Raw genomic sequence first — 16153 nt, forward strand, 5'->3', positions numbered from 1 at the left:
CTGATGTCAGGCATGAAACGCGCTCTCGCTGGGGGAGAGGAGACCCAAACGCTTCGGAGACGTCAAGCCCCCGCTGCGGGACCTTCCCTGGGTGGGATCGGCTTCGCCCGAAGCCCGCGCCGGCAGCGGCGCGGGGCGTCGGGCGGCTCGCGTCACGGCGAGAGCGTGACGGACTTCGCGTCGAGCGCGACCTCGTAGTAGCCGTGCGGATCCCAGCTGAGCGGGGCGCCGTTCTGCTTGAGCGTGCCGCCGGTGACCGTCACGCGCACGTACTTGCCCGGCGGGAAGTTCTGGGGGAGCGTCCAGCTGTAGGTCGTGTCGTTCCCGTTCTTCATGTTGGTGCCATCGGTGATCGCCTTCTGGCCACGCCAGTAGGCACCGATGGTCTCCATGGTGCCGATCCACACGTCGCCGTATTCCTTGACGGCCTTGACGTGATCGACCCAGGCCTGGAACGGGATGGGCTGATAGGCGCCGTCGCTGCCGCCGGTGAAGCCGTGGATGCAGAAGGTGCGCCACTTCTTGCCGGTTCGCGCGCTCGCGACCTCCGAGTCCATCTGCGCCTTGGAGGCGTTGGTCGGGGGAATGTAGGTGGGCAGCTTGAACGGATTGCTGTTGTCGTTCGGGCCGATCAGGGCGTTGGACACGCCGCGATTGATCATGAAGCGCGACTGGGAGATGCTCGTGTACGCATCCGAGCCGTTGGGCGCCGCCATCGTGTACGGCGTGACACCGTACTTGTCCTTCATGTCCTTCGTCGCGGCGTCCGTATCGGAGCCGTTGTCGTTGCTCGAGTGGCTCCTCGTGTGGTTGGCGAGCTCGTGCCCGTCTGTCAGCGCCTTTTTCCAGACCGCGTTGTTCGCTTCCTGCTTACCGGTCCAGACGTAGAACGTGAACGGCACGCCGAGCGCGTTCATCGCGTCGTAGTTCTGGATCTGGGTCTGGTTCACGTCGTCGAAGCTGTACGTCACGGCGCCCGCGAAGCCGGCCCAGTCGAGGACCTTGAACCCGCCGGCCGCGCCGCCCGGCTTCGGCACATTGCCAGCGCCAGGCGCCGGCGGAATGCCGGACTCGGGCAGCGCTCCTCCGTCACCGCCACCGCCCGTTCCCGCTCCACCCGTTCCGCCGGTGCCGGTGGGGTCCGAGCCGCCGGTGCCGGCCGGGTCCGCGCCGCCCGTGCCGGCGGGGTTCGAGCCGCCGTCGCCCCCCCCGGCCGACGCCGAGGTCGCGCTGGGATCCGCGCCGCTGGAGGAGGAGCTTCCCGGCGTGCCGCCGCCGCTGCTGCTCGTCGTCTGCTGGCCACCGGTGGTGCCGCTGGTGGAGGTATCCTCGCCGTCATCGCCGCCGCAGCCGCTGACGTGCAGCGTGCCCAGCAACAACATCGCACCGAGCGCCAAGGACGATGACGCAGGAAAATTCTTGAGCCGAAGGAATCGCCGTGATTTCAGCATAGGGTAAGGATACAAATTCCCCGAAAGGCGCTCAAATGATTATGCACGACGCACGCGACTCGACGCATCGCACGAATGGCTCACATGTTACCAAAAGTAGCGAGGGCCGCGTCAACGAAGCGCTGCGCCGTATCTTTCTAGCGACGCCGCGACCGCCGGAGCGTACCGGGCTTCGCGTCGGCCTCACGCGCAGCGCTGTCCCCCTGACTCGCCAGGTGTGCTTCACCCCCGCCCGGACGATCGGCAAAGCAGGCGGGCGGCCCCGTGGTGACGGCCGGAGGACCCGCCCGCCGCGTGGGTCCAAGGGTCCGCTTCACGGATCCCCCTGGTGTCCGAGCAACACGCGTCGACACCATCGGTGCAGGCGCACGTCGTCGGTCGCGAACGACCAGCGGGCGGCGAGCCATCGCTCTGCAGGCTCGAGCAGCGCGTCGAGGTGCTGGGCCAGCAGCCACTCCCGGGCGAGGCGTCGGTCGCGATCCGTGGCGGTCGTGGTGATGAACGGCGTGAGGTAGATGACGGCGGAGAGCGGATCGAGCCGAGCGTCTCCCACGATGGGTAGGCCCCCGAAGTCGATCACGGCGCTCACCTCCTGGCCTTCGACCAGCACATTGCCTGGATAGAAGTCCATGTGCACGAAGCTCGGTCGCTCCGGCTCGGGCAGCGCGGCGGCCAGGCGCGCCGGATCGATGCCGTCGAACGCGCTCCCGGCGCAGGCCAGGCTCTTCCTTGCGCGCAGCTCGAGGTAAGCGCGGTAAGAGGGCGTCCGGATCGGCTCGGCTTCGCAGAGGTCGCCGTACCACGCAGCGCTCACGCGCAGGGCTCGCAGGTGCGTCGAGGCCTCGAGAAAGCGGGTGATGAGCTGTTCGCGCTCGGCGCCGGCCGCCTCGCCGAGCGCCTGCAAGAGGGGCCGCCCGGGGAGCCGCGGCTCGACTGTGATGAGGCGGCCGTGCAGCTCGGTCATCTCCAGGACACGCGGGATCGAGAACGGCACCGCGCTCGCGCCCTGGTGGAAGTCCTCGAGCAGCTGGGCTCGTCGAACGACCGTCTCCCGGACGGTCCCGGGATGGTGGACGCGCACGACCCGCTCGCCGCCCAGCGCAAACACGCAGGCTTCACCGCCGACGCCGAGCAGCGCATCCCGGGTCAGGCCGAGATGGCTCATCACCCGCAGCAGGGGGGCGTCGTCCTCGATGCTCATCCCGAGGTCCGCTGCGGGTGACTCATGATGATGATGATCTCGCTCTCCCCGGCGCCGCGCCCCTCAGAAGAAGGCCTTCAACAGGCCTATCGCGCCCTGCTTCCAGGGCACGCGATGGGTCACGCCCGAGCGGCTCTCGAACTCGCTGCGATGCGCCCGGTACCACTCGAGGTTGCGCACCAGCGCGTCCTTGTTCGAGTACCTCGGCGTGAAGCCGAGCACCCGCTCGGCCTTCTCGATCGACACGAACGAGTCCTTCGACGCCGTCTCGTAGACCCACTTGTAGAGCGGCGACACGCCCATCGCCTCGAGCGCGCGCAGGCCGAGCACCGCCGGCGCCGCCGGGAAGGGCACGATCTTCTTGCCTTTGCCCGCCGCGTCGAGCACCGCCTGGTAGTCCTCACCCATGGTGGTGAAGTCCTTCGCGCCGATGTTGAAGGTGTCGTTGGCGATCGACGCGTCCTTCGTCATGCACAGGGTGATCGCCTCGCAGAGATCGGCCACGTCGAGGAGCTGGTAGCGGTTCTTGCCGTCGCCGATCATGGGGAAGCCCTTGCCGTCGAGCGCCCAGTCATAGAGCAGGGCAAAGACCCCGAGCCGCTCCGGGCCGATGAAGGACTTGGGCCGGATGATCGGCACCACGAGCCCCCGGCCACGCTCCTCCAGGCACACGACCTCGGCCTGGATCTTGGCCTGCCCGTACGGGCCCACGCCGTCGAGCCGGTCGTCCTCGCAGAGCGGGTGATGGTCGGGGATGCCGTACACGGCCGTGGAGGAGATGTGCACGGCGCGCTCGACGCCGTGGCGGCGCGCGGCGCTCATGACCAGGCGCGTGCCGATCACGTCGGTCGTGTAGATCTCCTCCGCCGTGTACAGGGGCAGCGCGGCCGCCGTGTGCACGACGAAGTCCTGCCCCTTCACCGCCGCGTCGACGACCGCCGCGTCACGGATGTCCCCGCGCACCTCGCGGATGCTCGACCGCTCGGGGTAGTCGAAGTCCAGGAGGTCGAGCGAGGTGACCTCATAGCCGCGCTCGAGCAGGTGCCGCACCAGATTGATCCCGAGGAAGCCCGCGCCGCCCGTGATCAGGACCTTCTTCTTGCTCATCGTCTTGCAACCTCGCTTCTGGGACAGGAATAATACGAAGGAGAGCCGCCGACGCTCACGCGCCGCGCGCCTCGATGATGGCCCGAGCCTCGGCCGGGTGCTGCTTGCACTCGAGCAGCGCCCCGAGCAGGAGCGGCGCCACGATGGTCGCGTCCGACTCGATCACGAACATGGGGGTGTCCGCGGTCAGCTTGTCCCAGGTGATCTTCTCGTTGGGCGTGGCGCCGGAGTACGAGCCGTAGGACGTCGTCGAGTCGGAGATCTGGCAGAAGTAGGCCCAGGGCCGGGCCGGCTCTTCGAGATCGTACTTGAGCGACGGCACCACGCAGATGGGGAAGTCCCCCGCGATGCCCCCGCCGATCTGGAAGAACCCCACGCCCGCGCCTGCGCTGAGCGCACGGTACTGATCGTAGAGCTCGGCCATGTACTCGATGCCTGACTTCACGATGCTCGCGCTGCACTCGCCCCGCTTCACGTAGGACGCGAAGATGTTGCCGAAGGTCGAGTCCTCGTGGCCCGGGACCACCAGCGGCAACCCGGCCTCCGCGGCGGCGAGCAACCAGCAGTCCTCGGGCGGTCCGCGGTGGAGCGCGGGCTCGACCACCCGGACCAGATCGTAGAAGTACTCGTGCCAGAAGCGGCGCTCGCCGCTCGCCGTCGCCCGCTCCCACATGGGGAGAATGTGCTTCTCGACCGCGCGGAAAGCCTCGTCCTCGGGGATGCTGGTGTCGGTCACGCGCCGCATCCGGTTTTCGAGGATCCGCGTGTCGTCCTGCTTGGTGAGGTAACGGTAGTCGGGGAAGTCGCGGTAGCCGTCATGCGCCACGAGGCGAAACAGCGACTCCTCCAGGTTGGCGCCGGTCACGGACATGCCGTGGATCAGGCCCGCGCGGATGGCCGGCGCCAGCGTGATGCCGAGCTGAGCCGAGGACATCGCCCCGGCCACGGCCCAGAACATCTTCCCCCCGCGCTCGATGTGCTCCCAGTACGCGAGAAGCGCGTCGCGCGTCGCGCGAGCGTTGAAATTCTTGTAGTTGCGGAGAACGAACGAAAGGAGGGGCAGCGACGTCGACGCCGACTTCGTCTCAGCCATGTTTTTTCCGAGCCTTGGCGACCACGGAGGTCGTCCCGGTGGTCTCGGGTCGCGCAGGCCACCAGGGACGCGCTACGGACCGGCGCAGGCCGGGCCGCCATCGCAGCGTCGGGTGGCTTCGGGGGGGACCGTAGCACGAATTGCGTGGAGGGTGTCAAGCCGGGCGGGAACCATGCAGGCTAGAGCGACAAACGGGTTGAAACCCCGAGAAAAAGCAGGAATTTCACAGGGAGGCGAGGAGGCGGGGAGCGAGAGACGGCGAGAAGTAGAGATTCTTTTTTTCTTCCTCCCCGCCTCCTCGCCTCCCTGTGAAATTCTCCGGGTTTCAACATGATAGATGGGATGAGGCAGCCCAAGCGGCGCCTGGATCCACGATGCCGACCGCACCGACCCGTGCGTCTGCTCGACGCGTTCGCGCGGCGGGGCCTGCGAAGACAGCCCGCATCACCGTGGAGGTCGGCCCATCGGCAGCAGCAGAGCGTGCTGGAGTGCTCGGGGGGGTCAAGGGTTCGCGAGCGGAGCTCGCCGGCTCCGCCGCCCTTGACTCCCCCTGCGCGCTCCAGCCGGACAAAGCTGCGGGCGATGGGCGGACGGAGGCCTCCGGCGGGGGCTCCAAGCTCCGGAGAGCAGCGCGCAAGAAGGAGCCACTCGGAGCAGCAAGCAAGATGGCCGACCTCTCGCCTGCAGGGTTGCCTGCGGGCACCCCCACGCGTTCGAAGACGCAGTCGACGGGGGCCCAGGAGAGGTCAGCCATGCGAAGTGTAGCGCTGGATCTGGGGGTCAACGAGATTTCGTTCTGCGAGGTAGTGGGCGGGCAGGTGGCGCTGCGACGCACGGTCCGCTCGCTTGATTCGCTCCAAGATGTCCTCGGTCCGTCGTCCTCGCCGGCCCGGGTGGCGATCGAGGCGTGCCGGGAGGCCTGGGTGGCTCACGACAAGCTCCGCGACTGGGGCCACGACGTCCTGGTCGTCGACACCACGCGAGCACGTCAGGTCGGCGTTGGCCAGCACGGCCGCAAGAATGACCGCCTCGATGCCGAGGCGCTGGCGCGCGCCGTCGAGCGCGGGGGCATTCCGCTCGCTCACGTGCTTTCGCCTCACCGGCGGGCCATTCGCCACCAGCTGGCCGTCCGGCGCGCGCTGGTCGAGACGCGAGCCCAGTACGTCACCACCGTGCGCGGCATTCTGCGCGCCTGCGGACACAAGCTCGCGACATGTATGACCGAGGATTTTCTCGCGCGGCTGCGCGAGGCCTCTTTGCCAGCCGAGAGCCGTCAGCTGGTCGGGCCCTTGGTGATCACGCTGGAGGTGCTCAACCCCCAGATCGCGCTGGTCGATGCCGCGCTCGAGCAGCTGTGCGCCCACGAGCCGGTGATCGCGCGGTTGACCACGGCGCCCGGCGTGGGGCTGGTCGTCGCTGCCGCGTTCGTCTCGGTCGTGGACGAAGCCAAGCGCTTTCGCCACGCCCACCAGCTCGCCTCCTACCTGGGTCTGGTTCCCTTGGAGGACACCTCCGGCGGGCGCGACAAGCGGCGGCTGGGTTCGATCACCAAGCAAGGCAACGCGTACGTGCGCGTGCTGCTGACACAGGCCGCGCACACGATCCTGCGGCACAAGAACAAGAGCGGCGACGACCCACTGCGTCGATGGGCAGACGCCATTGCCGAACGCCGGGGTCGCCACATCGCCGTCGTGGCGCTGGCGCGGCGGCTGTCGGGGGTGCTGTGGGCCATGTGGCGCGACGGCACGCTCTACGACGCGCAGAGCGCAGCGGCTGCCTCGGCCAAGGGCCTGCGCCTGCAGGCGCAGTCGGTCGAGCAGCAGGCGCACGCCTTGCAGCGAGCCACGGTCAAGGCGCGCCGCCGGCAACGGTCCGTCGACAAGGGACTCAACGCCGCCACGGCAGCGGCTCCATCGAGGCCGAGCTCGACCTCAAGGAGGGCCTCGATGCACTGACTTCCCCCACACGGGGGACATGCGCCACGAGCGCGCCACGCCAGGAGCGTGAACGAGGGCTACGTGGATGAGCGCGGGAACACCGAGGGTGATCCGCCTCTGGGTGGAACACACCGTTTGATAGATTGCGCCTCCACGATCCCGTTTCGGACCCCAGCCTGCATCCAGGTCACCAGGGCGACCGCCGGCCTGTGAATGCGGATCGTCGATTGAGCCACAGCTCGCTCCTGCGCACGCGACGCGGCGCTCCAGCCCAACCGTAACGACGCCCGCCAGGGCGAAGGGAGACGCCCATGCCGAAACGACCTGCACTGACGACACCGAGCGCTACCGCTGCCGAGCCGAAGCCGGCCAGCCGCGGAAAGAGAGCGCTAAAGCCCTTGACCTCGGGGCTGCCTCATCGTTGGTGTTCAAGGAGCCGGAGCTCGCACTGGCGATCGTCGTTCTGGCGGGCAATAAGGAACATCCTCACCCCGGGTTGCCTTTCCTTCTCCCGCCGGCCTGCTGGCGGGGCTCCACGCCGGCGGCGCGCCGCCCTGTCCGCGTCGCGCGTTTCGCCGGGTCGACCTTGCCCATCGCTGCGCATGCGAGCTCGGGCAAGGTCGCCTTCATCCACGCGGGGTCCACGGCGCCGGGCGCGGAGAGGTAGGCGCGGCAGGCCTGGTGCGCCGGCCCGAGCAGCACGACGTCCACCATCACCATCACCTCGCACGAGCGCGCCCCGGAGAAGACGCCGAGCCCGGAGAGGTGCGCCATGCTCTCCGACTTGAGCCGCGCCTTGGTCTCCAGGAGCGCGGCGCGGTGATGCCCGTCGAGCTCCAGCGCGAGCGCCTGGTACATGAAGCGCGCCTCGGCCTCGTGGTCGAACACCCAGGTCAAGTGCGCCTCCACCAGCGCCCGCACCGCCGAGCGCGCCGTCCTGGCTGCGAGGACGCGCGCGGTCACGTGCCCCACCAGCCGCTCGAAGGTCCGCTCCAGCAGCGCGGCCACGAGCGCCGGGAAGTCCTCGAAGAGGTGGTACACGCTCGAAGGGCTCGCGCCCGCCGCCTTGCGGACGTCCTCGATGCCGGTGCGCAAGAGGCCCCGCTGCTCGAAGCAGCGGAGCGCCGCGTCCAGGAGCGCCTCCCGGCGGGCCACGCCGTTCTGTCGAGCCACGGCCATGGCCCCTCCCCTACCCCAGCCGCGCACCGCTGGCCAGGCGGTTCAATTGGAGGATTCTTCCAATTTCATCTTGGAAGTTTCTTCCATTTTGCTTATCTTCCTGTCGAAAGCGAGGTGTCGCATGGAGCTGGGGCTGGAGAAGAGGGCCGCGCTGGTGACCGGTGGCTCACAGGGGATCGGCAAGGAGGTGGCGTTGCAGCTCGCGGCCGAGGGGGCCCGCGTGGCGCTCACCTACCGGAGCGAGCGGGAGAAGGCCCGAGAGGTCGTCCGGGAGATCGAGGGGCGAGGCGGCGAGGCGGTCGCGCTGGAGCTCGACCTCGGGTCGGTCGAGTCGGTCAAGGCGGCCGTCGCGGCCACCGTGGCGCGCTTCGGGCAGATCGACGTGCTCGTCAACAACGCGGTCCGCTGGGGCGAGCGCTTGCCCTGGGAAGCGCCGCGCTTCGAGGACATCCCGCTCGCGGAGTGGCAGGGCGTCATCCACGACAACATCGACGGCGCCTTCGCGGCGATCCAGGCCGCGGTGCCCTCGATGCGGGCCCGCGGATGGGGGCGGATCGTCAACGTCTCGTCGGGCGTGGCGCTCGACGGGGTGGTGGGCGCAGGGCCGTACGCCGCCGCCAAGGCGGCGCTCCACGGGCTCACGTCCGTGCTCGCGCGCGAGCTCGGGCCGCACGGGATCTTGACCAACGTGGTGGTGCCGGGCTTGACGCTGACCGACAAGGTGAGCGCGCAGGTATCACCGGAGCTCGTCGCGCAGCGCGGGAAGGCGTATCCCGTGGGGCGGTTGCTGCGGCCCGCGGAGGTGGCGCCGACGATCGTGTTCCTGTGCTCGGCGGCGAACACCGCGGTCACGGGGGAGATCGTCCGCGCGAGCGGGGGCCGGCCGATGTAACCGAGGTAACTGACACCCACCGGTCACGGCGCCTGCGCGCCGTCCACCACCGCTGCGAACTCCGGATCGGTCAAGCTCTTCATGAAGGCCACGACATCCGCCTTCTCCTCCGGCGTGATGGTGAACGCCCTGACGAGCGTGCTCTTGTTCGGGTTCTCGCTGCCCACGCCCGCGAACGGTCCGTCGTCGATGGTCCTGCCTCCCGCGGCGTAGTGGTCGACGACCTCCTCCAGGGTGGCCACGCTCCCGTCGTGCATATACGGCGCCGTCAGCTCGACGTTGCGCAGCGAAGGAACGCGGAACTTCCCCTTGTCGGCCGGGTCGCCGGTGAACTCGAACAGCCCCTCTCCGCCGGAGGGATAGCCCCCGTCCGAGCCGAGGTTGTAGAGGCCGGTGTTGTGGAAATCCATCTCCGCCTGCTTCGTCTCGGCGCTCCGGAAGGCGGTGGTGAAGTTGATCCCGCTGTGGCAGTGATAACACTCGAGCCGCTCGGAGAAGAACAGGTCCATGCCGCGCAGCGCCGCCTCGGACATCGCGCCCGCCTCTCCGCCGTAGGTATAGCGATCGTACGCGGAGCGCCCGGAGAGGAGCGTCCTCTCGAACGTCGCGATCGCCTTCACGACGGTATCGAACGTGATCGGCTCGCGCTCGCCGGGGAACGCGGCGACGAATGCGGCCTTGTACGCCTCGTCGCCGCGCAGCCGGCCGAGCACGACGTCCTCGGCACCGGTGATCCCGAGCTCGACCGGGTTCTCGCCGAACATCGGGACGAGCGCCTGCTCCTCGAGCGACGACAGCGTGGGGTTGCCCCACGTGAGCAGCGGGAAATAGGCGACATTGGCGAGCCCCATCGCGTTGCGCGGGATCGTGTCCCCTGTCGAGCCGGTCGGGGTCGGCTTGCCGTCGGCAAACCCCCTGTCGCGCTCGTGACACGAGGCGCACGCCATGGTCCCGTTGCCCGACAGGCGCTCGTCGAAGAACAGGGCGCGCCCGAGCGCGACCTTCGCCTCGGTCATCGGGTTGTCGGGCGGCACCCACGGCCTCGGGAAGCCGAGGGGCAGGGCGAGCTCATAGCCGTCGACCGGCAAGGTCGCTTCCGTCTCGCCCCCACACGACGCCGCCGCGAGCGCGACGAGCCCCGCCGATGCGATTGCGCGGATCACTCCAGCAGAATGCGGCGCTGTTCGTTGTGACACAGGTTACACGCTCCAGAGATGGTTGGAAACGGCATCTCGCTCGTCCCCTCGCCGTCCGGTGACCGCAGGAAGAAGAACAGCGCTTGGTCCGGGAAGGGCAGCGGCTCGGTCGTGAAGAAGTTCCCGTTCCCGTCGATAGCGACGGAGAGCACGAGATCTCCCTCGCCTCCGCCGGCCGTGCGGAGCTCGACCGTTCCGCCTGTCACCGGCGTGCCCGACGGCGCATACACCGTCCCGGCAGCAGTGAAGAGCCCCTTGCCAGGTCCGTGGGGCTGATGGCAACCGACGCAGTTCTGCCCCATGTTGTGGCTGCGCCTCTCCGCGGCGGCGCTGATGTTCTCCACGTCGAGCGCTGGATCGCGCTCGAAGCGAGGGTCGCCCGGGAGGATCTCCGCGTCGCGCGGCTCGTCCATGTCCTCGTCCGAGGCACCGCAGCCGGCGAGCGCACAGACCCATAGCGAGGCGAGCAGGCAGGTCGCCGTTCTGAGGATGTACATCTCACTCCACCCGGAAGGCGGTCTGCGCGGCGGACGGGTTCACGCCATCGAAGCCCATGCCAAGCGCGTTGAAGACGGGCGGGCACTCTGGATCGCCCTCGAACGACATGCAACCGGAGGTGCGATCCGTCTCGCCGTCGACCTGGTGGTCGAGGTCGGATTCGGCATAGAACCTGGCGATATCGAAGACGATGGTGCTCGACTCCGGGTCGACCCCGTCGATGCGTATGTCAGCGAGGTTGTCAGCGGCGCACGAGTAACCCTCGCTCACGGTACCCTCGCACTTCGTACCCCCGAGGTGGAAGAAGTAGGTCGGGTTCATCGTCGAGATGAGGTCGAGGCGCACGAACTTGTAGCCGCCCTTCCACGACCACCACATGCCGGGAATGTTCAGGGGCGCCGGGGCCGTCGCCGCGTCCAGGTGGTTCATCTCCGGGGGCAAACCCACGTTGAACCTGACACCGGCGTAATCGCCGGCGGGCGCGGTGCCAACCACCTCGGTCCTCGTCTCCGGGCTGCCGGTCTCACAGGAGCCCGTGCCGTCCTCGAAGTCGAGGAACGCGATCTTGTCGCGCTGCCATTGGCCATCCTGCTCGAGCGCGAGGGGCTCCTCGGCCCCGTCGCCGCGAACAAGCCGCACGTCGTAGACGTACATGCGAAAGTCGAGCGCATTGACCGACGATCCGGTCGTGCCGACTCCATCGAAGGTGTCGGTGCAGGAGAACGGCCCGTCGCCGACCTTGGCGGCGAAGCTCAACGCGAACGTCTTCGAGGTGACGTCCTCATCGCTCCCGCCGCATCCGCTCAGAGCCGCGAGACAGGCCACGCCGAGGAACGTGACACGCGCCATTGAACAAATCATCAGGCAACCTTTCAAGCTACGAAGCCACAACGTCGTCACCACCGCACCGGAGCCGAGCGTACTCGAAGCTCGGCTCTCCTGGGTGCAGCAAGTTGTCGCACCCTGCGGCCATCCTTCGAGGGGAGTCGGCGGCATCCGGGCAAAGAGTTTTCCGCCGCGGCCACTGCGCCGCGGTCATAACGAGATGTCCCTGCTGAGCCTCCTCTCCAGTCAACCGGGAAGACGGGGGCGCTCACGCGTCGCGCTCGCGGAGCTCGTCGTCGAGGCGCTCGTCGTACTCGTCGCGGACAGCCGCGAGGGTGCCTCCGGACGGCGCGGCCTGCGCAGCGTTGCTCCGCCACGAGCGCAGCAGGGCGAAGATCCCGAGGAAGGTCGCTGCGATGCCCAGCAGCAATCCCAGCGCGACCTTGCCGAGCGTGCCTGACGAGGGCGCCGCGCGGAGGCGTTCGCCGTAACGCGCCACGAGGTCCTGCTCGATGGCGTCGGCCGCCTCGCCTCGCCGGAGGCGCGCGTGGATCTCGCGACGAAGATCGCGCGCCACCTCCGATTCGTGGACATCGAGCGTCTGATCCCAGCAACAAGGCGCGAGCAGGCGCGCTGCGAGCGCCCTCTCGCCGGGCGCCGGGGTCGAGTCGACGAGCTCGGAGGCGGCCTGGCTGGGCGGCGCGGGCTCGGCGCTGCCGGTGAGCGCCACGCCAGCGAGGGCGACGGCCAGCGCTGCCACGCAGCGCCAGCGCGAGCTCTGCAACGACCGGAGACCTACCGGTCCGCTTACCTTTCGCGGGGCGTGAGGGAAACGGGCCGGGTCGTTGGCAGGCCCGTCCTGGTCTCTCTGGATCATCGCGAGACAGGCTAGCGTCACCCGCTGCCAAGGTCCTGCGACACGATGTCGCGCCGGTCACCGCGCGACGCAGAGCGCACGAAGCAGGGCGCCGTCAGGCCGGAAAAGTAGCCTGGGAGCGGCCCGTCCGAGGCTCGGCTGGGCTGTTCAAATTCCCGCGGTTTGTCGGGTCCTGCAGCATTTGGTTCTGCCCGCGAGGTATCTCGCGCTGTCCGAGGACCGCTCGAGATCGGTCTGGCGCTTGCAAACGGACGAGCATGAGCAAGAACCGACCAGCCTCGTCACGGACGACCGTCGCGCTCGCAGAGAGGCCGATTTGCCGCGGCGTCGTCGCGCTCGTCGCGACATCGCTGGTCGGTTGCGGCATCGCCAGCGTGTGGGCACAGACGAGCTGTCCGACCCCGCCTCCGCCTGACGCGATCGCCCGCGCACAGGAGGCTTGCCAGGTCGCGGTGCAACGGCCGGAGCAGAGGAAGACCGCCCACGACCTCTCGGACATCTTCAACGCGCGGAACGCCGAGCCGTCCTCTCCCGTGTTCCTGAGCCAACCGAAGCAGGGCAGGGTCTCGGGGTTCGACTTCTACCGGGATCCGCTGAACTCGGACAAGCCGAACGAGGATCCCACCGCCATCATGAAGCGGGAGATCGCGAACAAACCCAACGTCATGCGCGCTCAGCAGAAGCTCCTCGAGCAGCGCTACGATCTCACGCCCAGATTCGACCCCGTCGCCAAGATGTCGCGCGGCAAGCCGCTCTGCGTGGGCCCGACGGCGCGCCTCCAGAGCGGGCTGACCTGGGAGAAGCTGGCCGCCATGCCTCCCCTGGAGATCAAGCGGCGGGGTGTCTTCCCGTATCCGTCGCTGCCCCATCCCCTGCATGCGAACGGCGGCCAGGTCTTCCCGAAGATGCAGATCGCGATGTTCCCGCGGCTCGAGCGCTTCGACGTGGACTTCGATCTGCCGGAGGCGTTCCTGCCCGAGTTCCCGCCCGCGATGTTCCTGAGCAACCGGCCGGAGCTCGGCGACGTGTCGCGCGGGGAGGTGGTGTCGATCAACAACTACTATCGGCTCTTCAAGGACATCCTCACGCCGGTGCAGCTCGACGGGCTCCGGCTCCTCCTGACCTCGTTCCCGCAGGAGGAGTTCAACCCGACCGACGATCGCAAGAGCCGTGAGCCGAGCCTCGGCGTGACGTGCCTCGACTGCCACATCAACGGCCACACGACGGGGCAGTTCCACCTGAACCCGGACATGCGCCCGCAGGAGCGGCGCCTCCGCCTCGACACGGTGAGCTTGCGAGGCGTGTTCAACCAGCAAATCCACGGCTCGAAGCGGAGCCTGCGATCCGTCGAAGACTTCACGGAGTTCGAGCAGCGCACGGCCTACTTCAACGGCGATCCCATCCACGCCATGAAGAAGGGCATGAACATCCTCGACCGCATCCAGGTCAGCCACATGGCGCAGCTGCAGAACATGCTCGATTTCCCGCCGACGCCCAAGCTCGACCAGGCCACGGGCCGCCTCGACCGCGCGAAGGCGACCCCGAGCGAGCTGCGAGGCGAGCAGATCTTCTTCGGCAAGGGTCAATGCGCAAGCTGCCACACGGCGCCCTTCTATCTGGACAACCAGCAGCACGACCTGCATCTCGAGCGCTTCCTCAAGGACGAGCCGGGGGACGGCCCGATCAAGACCTTCACCCTGCGCGGCATCAAGGACAGCCCGCCGTACATGCACGACGGGCGTTGCCTGACGCTCGAGGACACCGTGGAGTTCTTCAACGTCGTGCTCGGCTTGAACCTCTCGCGCGACGAGAAGAGCGATCTCACCGCCTTCATGCGGCAGCTGTAGCCGTCGGGTCGACGTGCGGAGTAGGATACCGGCCGAGCGACGGAGGATTTCATCGGCTGTTCGTCGCGACGACCAAACGGGTAGACCCGAGGGGACCGATGAGGCGGGGGCCGACTCACTCTCAGGTCGCCTCCCGCGCCCCTGCCACCACGAGCGCGCTCTTCCGCCCCACCCGGTACGTCCTCACCGGCTCTCCCCGGACGATCCGATCGTGCTCGCTCCAGCGCGCCGCCTCCCCGTCTGCGACGCGCCGGGCGGCGCGCTCGGCGAGCCGCTCCGCGATGCGCTCCACCCCGCGGCGGACGTTCGCGCGCTGCGAGCGCTCATCGGCGACGCGCACCGTGATCCCGCTCGGCCGGTGGTGGATCCGGACCGCCGACAGGGTCTTGTTCACGTGCTGCCCTCCTGGCCCGCTCGCGCGGCAGGCCGAGATCTCGAGCTCGCGCAGGTCGACGCCCACGCCCGCGCCCGCGCCCGCGCCCTCCCCGGCGTCCGCCCCGGCAGCGTGGACCGCCACCCCCGCGAACCACCGCTTGCGCGCCGCCTTCCCCCGCGCCGCGCTCCGCTCGACCAGCGCGTGCGTCCCGAGCTCGCCCTCCAGGCAGCGCCGCGCGTCGCCCTCCACCAGGATCTCGACCGAGGCCGGCGCGTCCTCGTCGCCGTGCAGCGTGACGTCGACCACCGCGAGCCCGCGCTCCTGGCAGAGCGCCTCCATGCGCTCGGCGAGCCGCGCCACGAAGCGCCTCACCTCGATAGGCCCCCTCCCCGCGCTGACCTGCACCCACGACCGGCTCATCGCTTCACCGTGAGCACCGGCACGAGCGGCGCGACGGGCGTCGCCAGGCCGGCCTCGACGAGGCTCTCGATCACCGGCGCGATCGGCTTGTACGCGTCCGGGTGCTCCTCGAGCAGCAGCGCCGGGTCGTCGCACACAACGCGGCCGCCGAGCTCCGTGCGGGCGAGCTCGCGCCGCCGGTACCTGGCCGCGATCTTCTCGCGCGCCTCGCTGCGCCCCATCTTGCGGCCCGCGCCGTGCGCGACGGAGCGCAGCCCCGCCTCGGCGTCGCACGAGCGCATCACCCACGACGGCGCGCCGCGCGACCCGAGCACCACGGTGAAGTCGCTGCCCCGGGCGGGCGCCGCGCCCTTGCGGTGCACCCAGGCCAGCTCGCCGCCCACGGCCTCGCGCGCGACGTCGTTGTGGGTGAGGTCGAGCCCGCCCGTGATCGTCGATGCTCGCGAGGCGCCGAGCGCGCGCAGCATCCGGTACGCGAGCAGGAGCCGGTTCGCCCGCGCGAAGCGGCACGCGCCGGCGAGCTCGCCGAGGTACGGCTCGGCCGCGTCGCCCTCGAGCACCGCGCCGCCCCAGCGCTGCCCGAGCGCGCCGCCGAGCCCGCGCGAGCCGGAGTGCGCCAGGACGACGAGCTCGCCCGCGGAGAGGCCGAGGGCCTCCGCCGCCGCAGGGTCCCGCAGCGCGCCGACCCGGGCGACCTCGAGGAAGTGGTTTCCCCCGCCGACCGAGCCGAGCGCGCCCTCGTAGCCCGCGCGGTACGGCGAGGCGTCCCCGCTCGGGCGAAGGCCGTCCTCGGGCTCCGCCGCCGCGAGCCGCGCGAGCGCCTCGGGCACGCCGTCGACCTCGGCGAAGCCGCGCGCGCCGCGCTCCCAGACCCGCTCGAACACCGCCCGCGGGTCGCACCCGGCGAGCGGCTCGTCGTCCATCGCCTGCCGGGCGCGCCGCTCGAGGACGTCCGGCGCCATGCGGCCGATCGACGTCGCGACGAGCCGCACGCCGCAGCCGGCGTCGCCGCCGATGAGCGCCGGGACGACCCGGTCCGCGAAGGCGAAGGCCGCGCCGATGGGGATCCCCCGCCCGGCGTGCAGGTCCGGCATGCCCACGGCGCGGACGCAGCCCGGCAGCGCGGCGACGCGCGCGAGCTGCTGGACGGCGTTGCCCTCGAGCCAGACGTCATCGCGGGCGACCAGGCGGGCGTGGGCAGGAAGGACAGTGCTGTCGGCGGGGGCTTTCATCGAGATCTCCGGGGCAGGTGGC

14 protein-coding genes are annotated in these 16153 nt (G+C 69.5%); 3 read left to right on the top strand and 11 right to left on the bottom strand.

Going from position 1 to position 16153, the window contains the following annotated elements; genetic code table 11:
• Nucleotides 1-152: 152 nt before the first annotated feature.
• The 4 genes from WMF27_RS34835 to WMF27_RS34850 form a co-directional block, all read right to left on the bottom strand.
• A complete protein-coding gene (locus WMF27_RS34835; protein WP_437764559.1) occupies nucleotides 153-1382 on the bottom strand; it encodes a polysaccharide deacetylase family protein in 1230 nt (409 codons plus the stop codon).
• 382 nt (nucleotides 1383-1764) lie between these two features.
• Entirely contained in the window at nucleotides 1765-2652 is an 888-nt protein-coding gene (locus WMF27_RS34840; protein WP_437764558.1) for a phosphotransferase family protein, read from the bottom strand.
• Nucleotides 2653-2715: 63 nt separating this feature from the next.
• Nucleotides 2716-3759: an NAD-dependent epimerase/dehydratase family protein gene (locus tag WMF27_RS34845; protein WP_437764557.1), complete on the bottom strand. Its 1044-nt coding sequence runs from the start codon at nucleotides 3757-3759 to the stop codon at nucleotides 2716-2718.
• Between the two features lie 55 nt (nucleotides 3760-3814).
• A complete protein-coding gene (locus WMF27_RS34850; RefSeq protein WP_437764556.1) occupies nucleotides 3815-4852 on the bottom strand; it encodes a deoxyhypusine synthase family protein in 1038 nt (345 codons plus the stop codon).
• A 752-nt stretch (nucleotides 4853-5604) separates the two neighbouring features.
• Between WMF27_RS34850 and WMF27_RS34855 the strand changes: the two genes are divergently transcribed.
• Nucleotides 5605-6807: an IS110 family transposase gene (locus WMF27_RS34855; RefSeq protein WP_437761397.1), complete on the top strand. Its 1203-nt coding sequence runs from the start codon at nucleotides 5605-5607 to the stop codon at nucleotides 6805-6807.
• 468 nt (nucleotides 6808-7275) lie between these two features.
• Here WMF27_RS34855 and WMF27_RS34860 read toward each other — a convergent pair whose 3' ends face one another.
• Nucleotides 7276-7968, bottom strand: a complete 693-nt coding sequence (locus WMF27_RS34860) for a TetR/AcrR family transcriptional regulator (RefSeq protein ID WP_437764555.1) — start codon at nucleotides 7966-7968, stop codon at nucleotides 7276-7278.
• A gap of 121 nt (nucleotides 7969-8089) precedes the next feature.
• On the opposite strand from WMF27_RS34860, the gene WMF27_RS34865 reads away from it, so the two are divergent.
• The gene (locus WMF27_RS34865; protein WP_437764554.1) at nucleotides 8090-8860 is read left to right on the top strand and encodes an SDR family NAD(P)-dependent oxidoreductase; all 771 of its coding nucleotides are present in this window, start codon (nucleotides 8090-8092) and stop codon (nucleotides 8858-8860) included.
• A gap of 23 nt (nucleotides 8861-8883) precedes the next feature.
• On the opposite strand, the gene WMF27_RS34870 is transcribed toward WMF27_RS34865, so the two are convergent.
• From WMF27_RS34870 to WMF27_RS34885, 4 genes are all read right to left on the bottom strand, one after another.
• Nucleotides 8884-10023: an MbnH family di-heme enzyme gene (locus WMF27_RS34870; protein WP_437764553.1), complete on the bottom strand. Its 1140-nt coding sequence runs from the start codon at nucleotides 10021-10023 to the stop codon at nucleotides 8884-8886.
• Complete coding sequence (locus WMF27_RS34875) at nucleotides 10020-10553, bottom strand: hypothetical protein (protein ID WP_437764552.1); 534 nt, start codon at nucleotides 10551-10553, stop codon at nucleotides 10020-10022. The genes WMF27_RS34870 and WMF27_RS34875 overlap by 4 nt, the downstream gene beginning before the upstream one ends.
• Before the next feature lies 1 nt (nucleotide 10554).
• Nucleotides 10555-11403, bottom strand: a complete 849-nt coding sequence (locus WMF27_RS34880; protein WP_437764551.1) for an MbnP family copper-binding protein — start codon at nucleotides 11401-11403, stop codon at nucleotides 10555-10557.
• Between the two features lie 244 nt (nucleotides 11404-11647).
• Entirely contained in the window at nucleotides 11648-12163 is a 516-nt protein-coding gene (locus WMF27_RS34885) for a cytochrome c-type biogenesis protein (protein WP_437764550.1), read from the bottom strand.
• Nucleotides 12164-12513: 350 nt separating this feature from the next.
• Between WMF27_RS34885 and WMF27_RS34890 the strand changes: the two genes are divergently transcribed.
• Nucleotides 12514-14103: a cytochrome B6 gene (locus WMF27_RS34890; protein WP_437764549.1), complete on the top strand. Its 1590-nt coding sequence runs from the start codon at nucleotides 12514-12516 to the stop codon at nucleotides 14101-14103.
• Between the two features lie 121 nt (nucleotides 14104-14224).
• Here the strand turns inward: WMF27_RS34890 and WMF27_RS34895 are convergent, their stop codons facing one another.
• Together WMF27_RS34895 and WMF27_RS34900 are read right to left on the bottom strand one after the other, a co-directional pair.
• The gene (locus WMF27_RS34895; RefSeq protein ID WP_437764548.1) at nucleotides 14225-14899 is read right to left on the bottom strand and encodes a peptide chain release factor-like protein; all 675 of its coding nucleotides are present in this window, start codon (nucleotides 14897-14899) and stop codon (nucleotides 14225-14227) included.
• Nucleotides 14896-16131: an RtcB family protein gene (locus tag WMF27_RS34900; RefSeq protein WP_437764547.1), complete on the bottom strand. Its 1236-nt coding sequence runs from the start codon at nucleotides 16129-16131 to the stop codon at nucleotides 14896-14898. Before WMF27_RS34900 ends, WMF27_RS34895 begins: the two co-directional genes overlap by 4 nt.
• Between the last annotated feature and the right edge of the window lie 22 nt (nucleotides 16132-16153).

It is taken from the genome of Sorangium sp. So ce281 (genome assembly GCF_051527395.1).
Lineage (GTDB): Bacteria > Myxococcota_A > Polyangia > Polyangiales > Polyangiaceae > Sorangium > Sorangium cellulosum_B.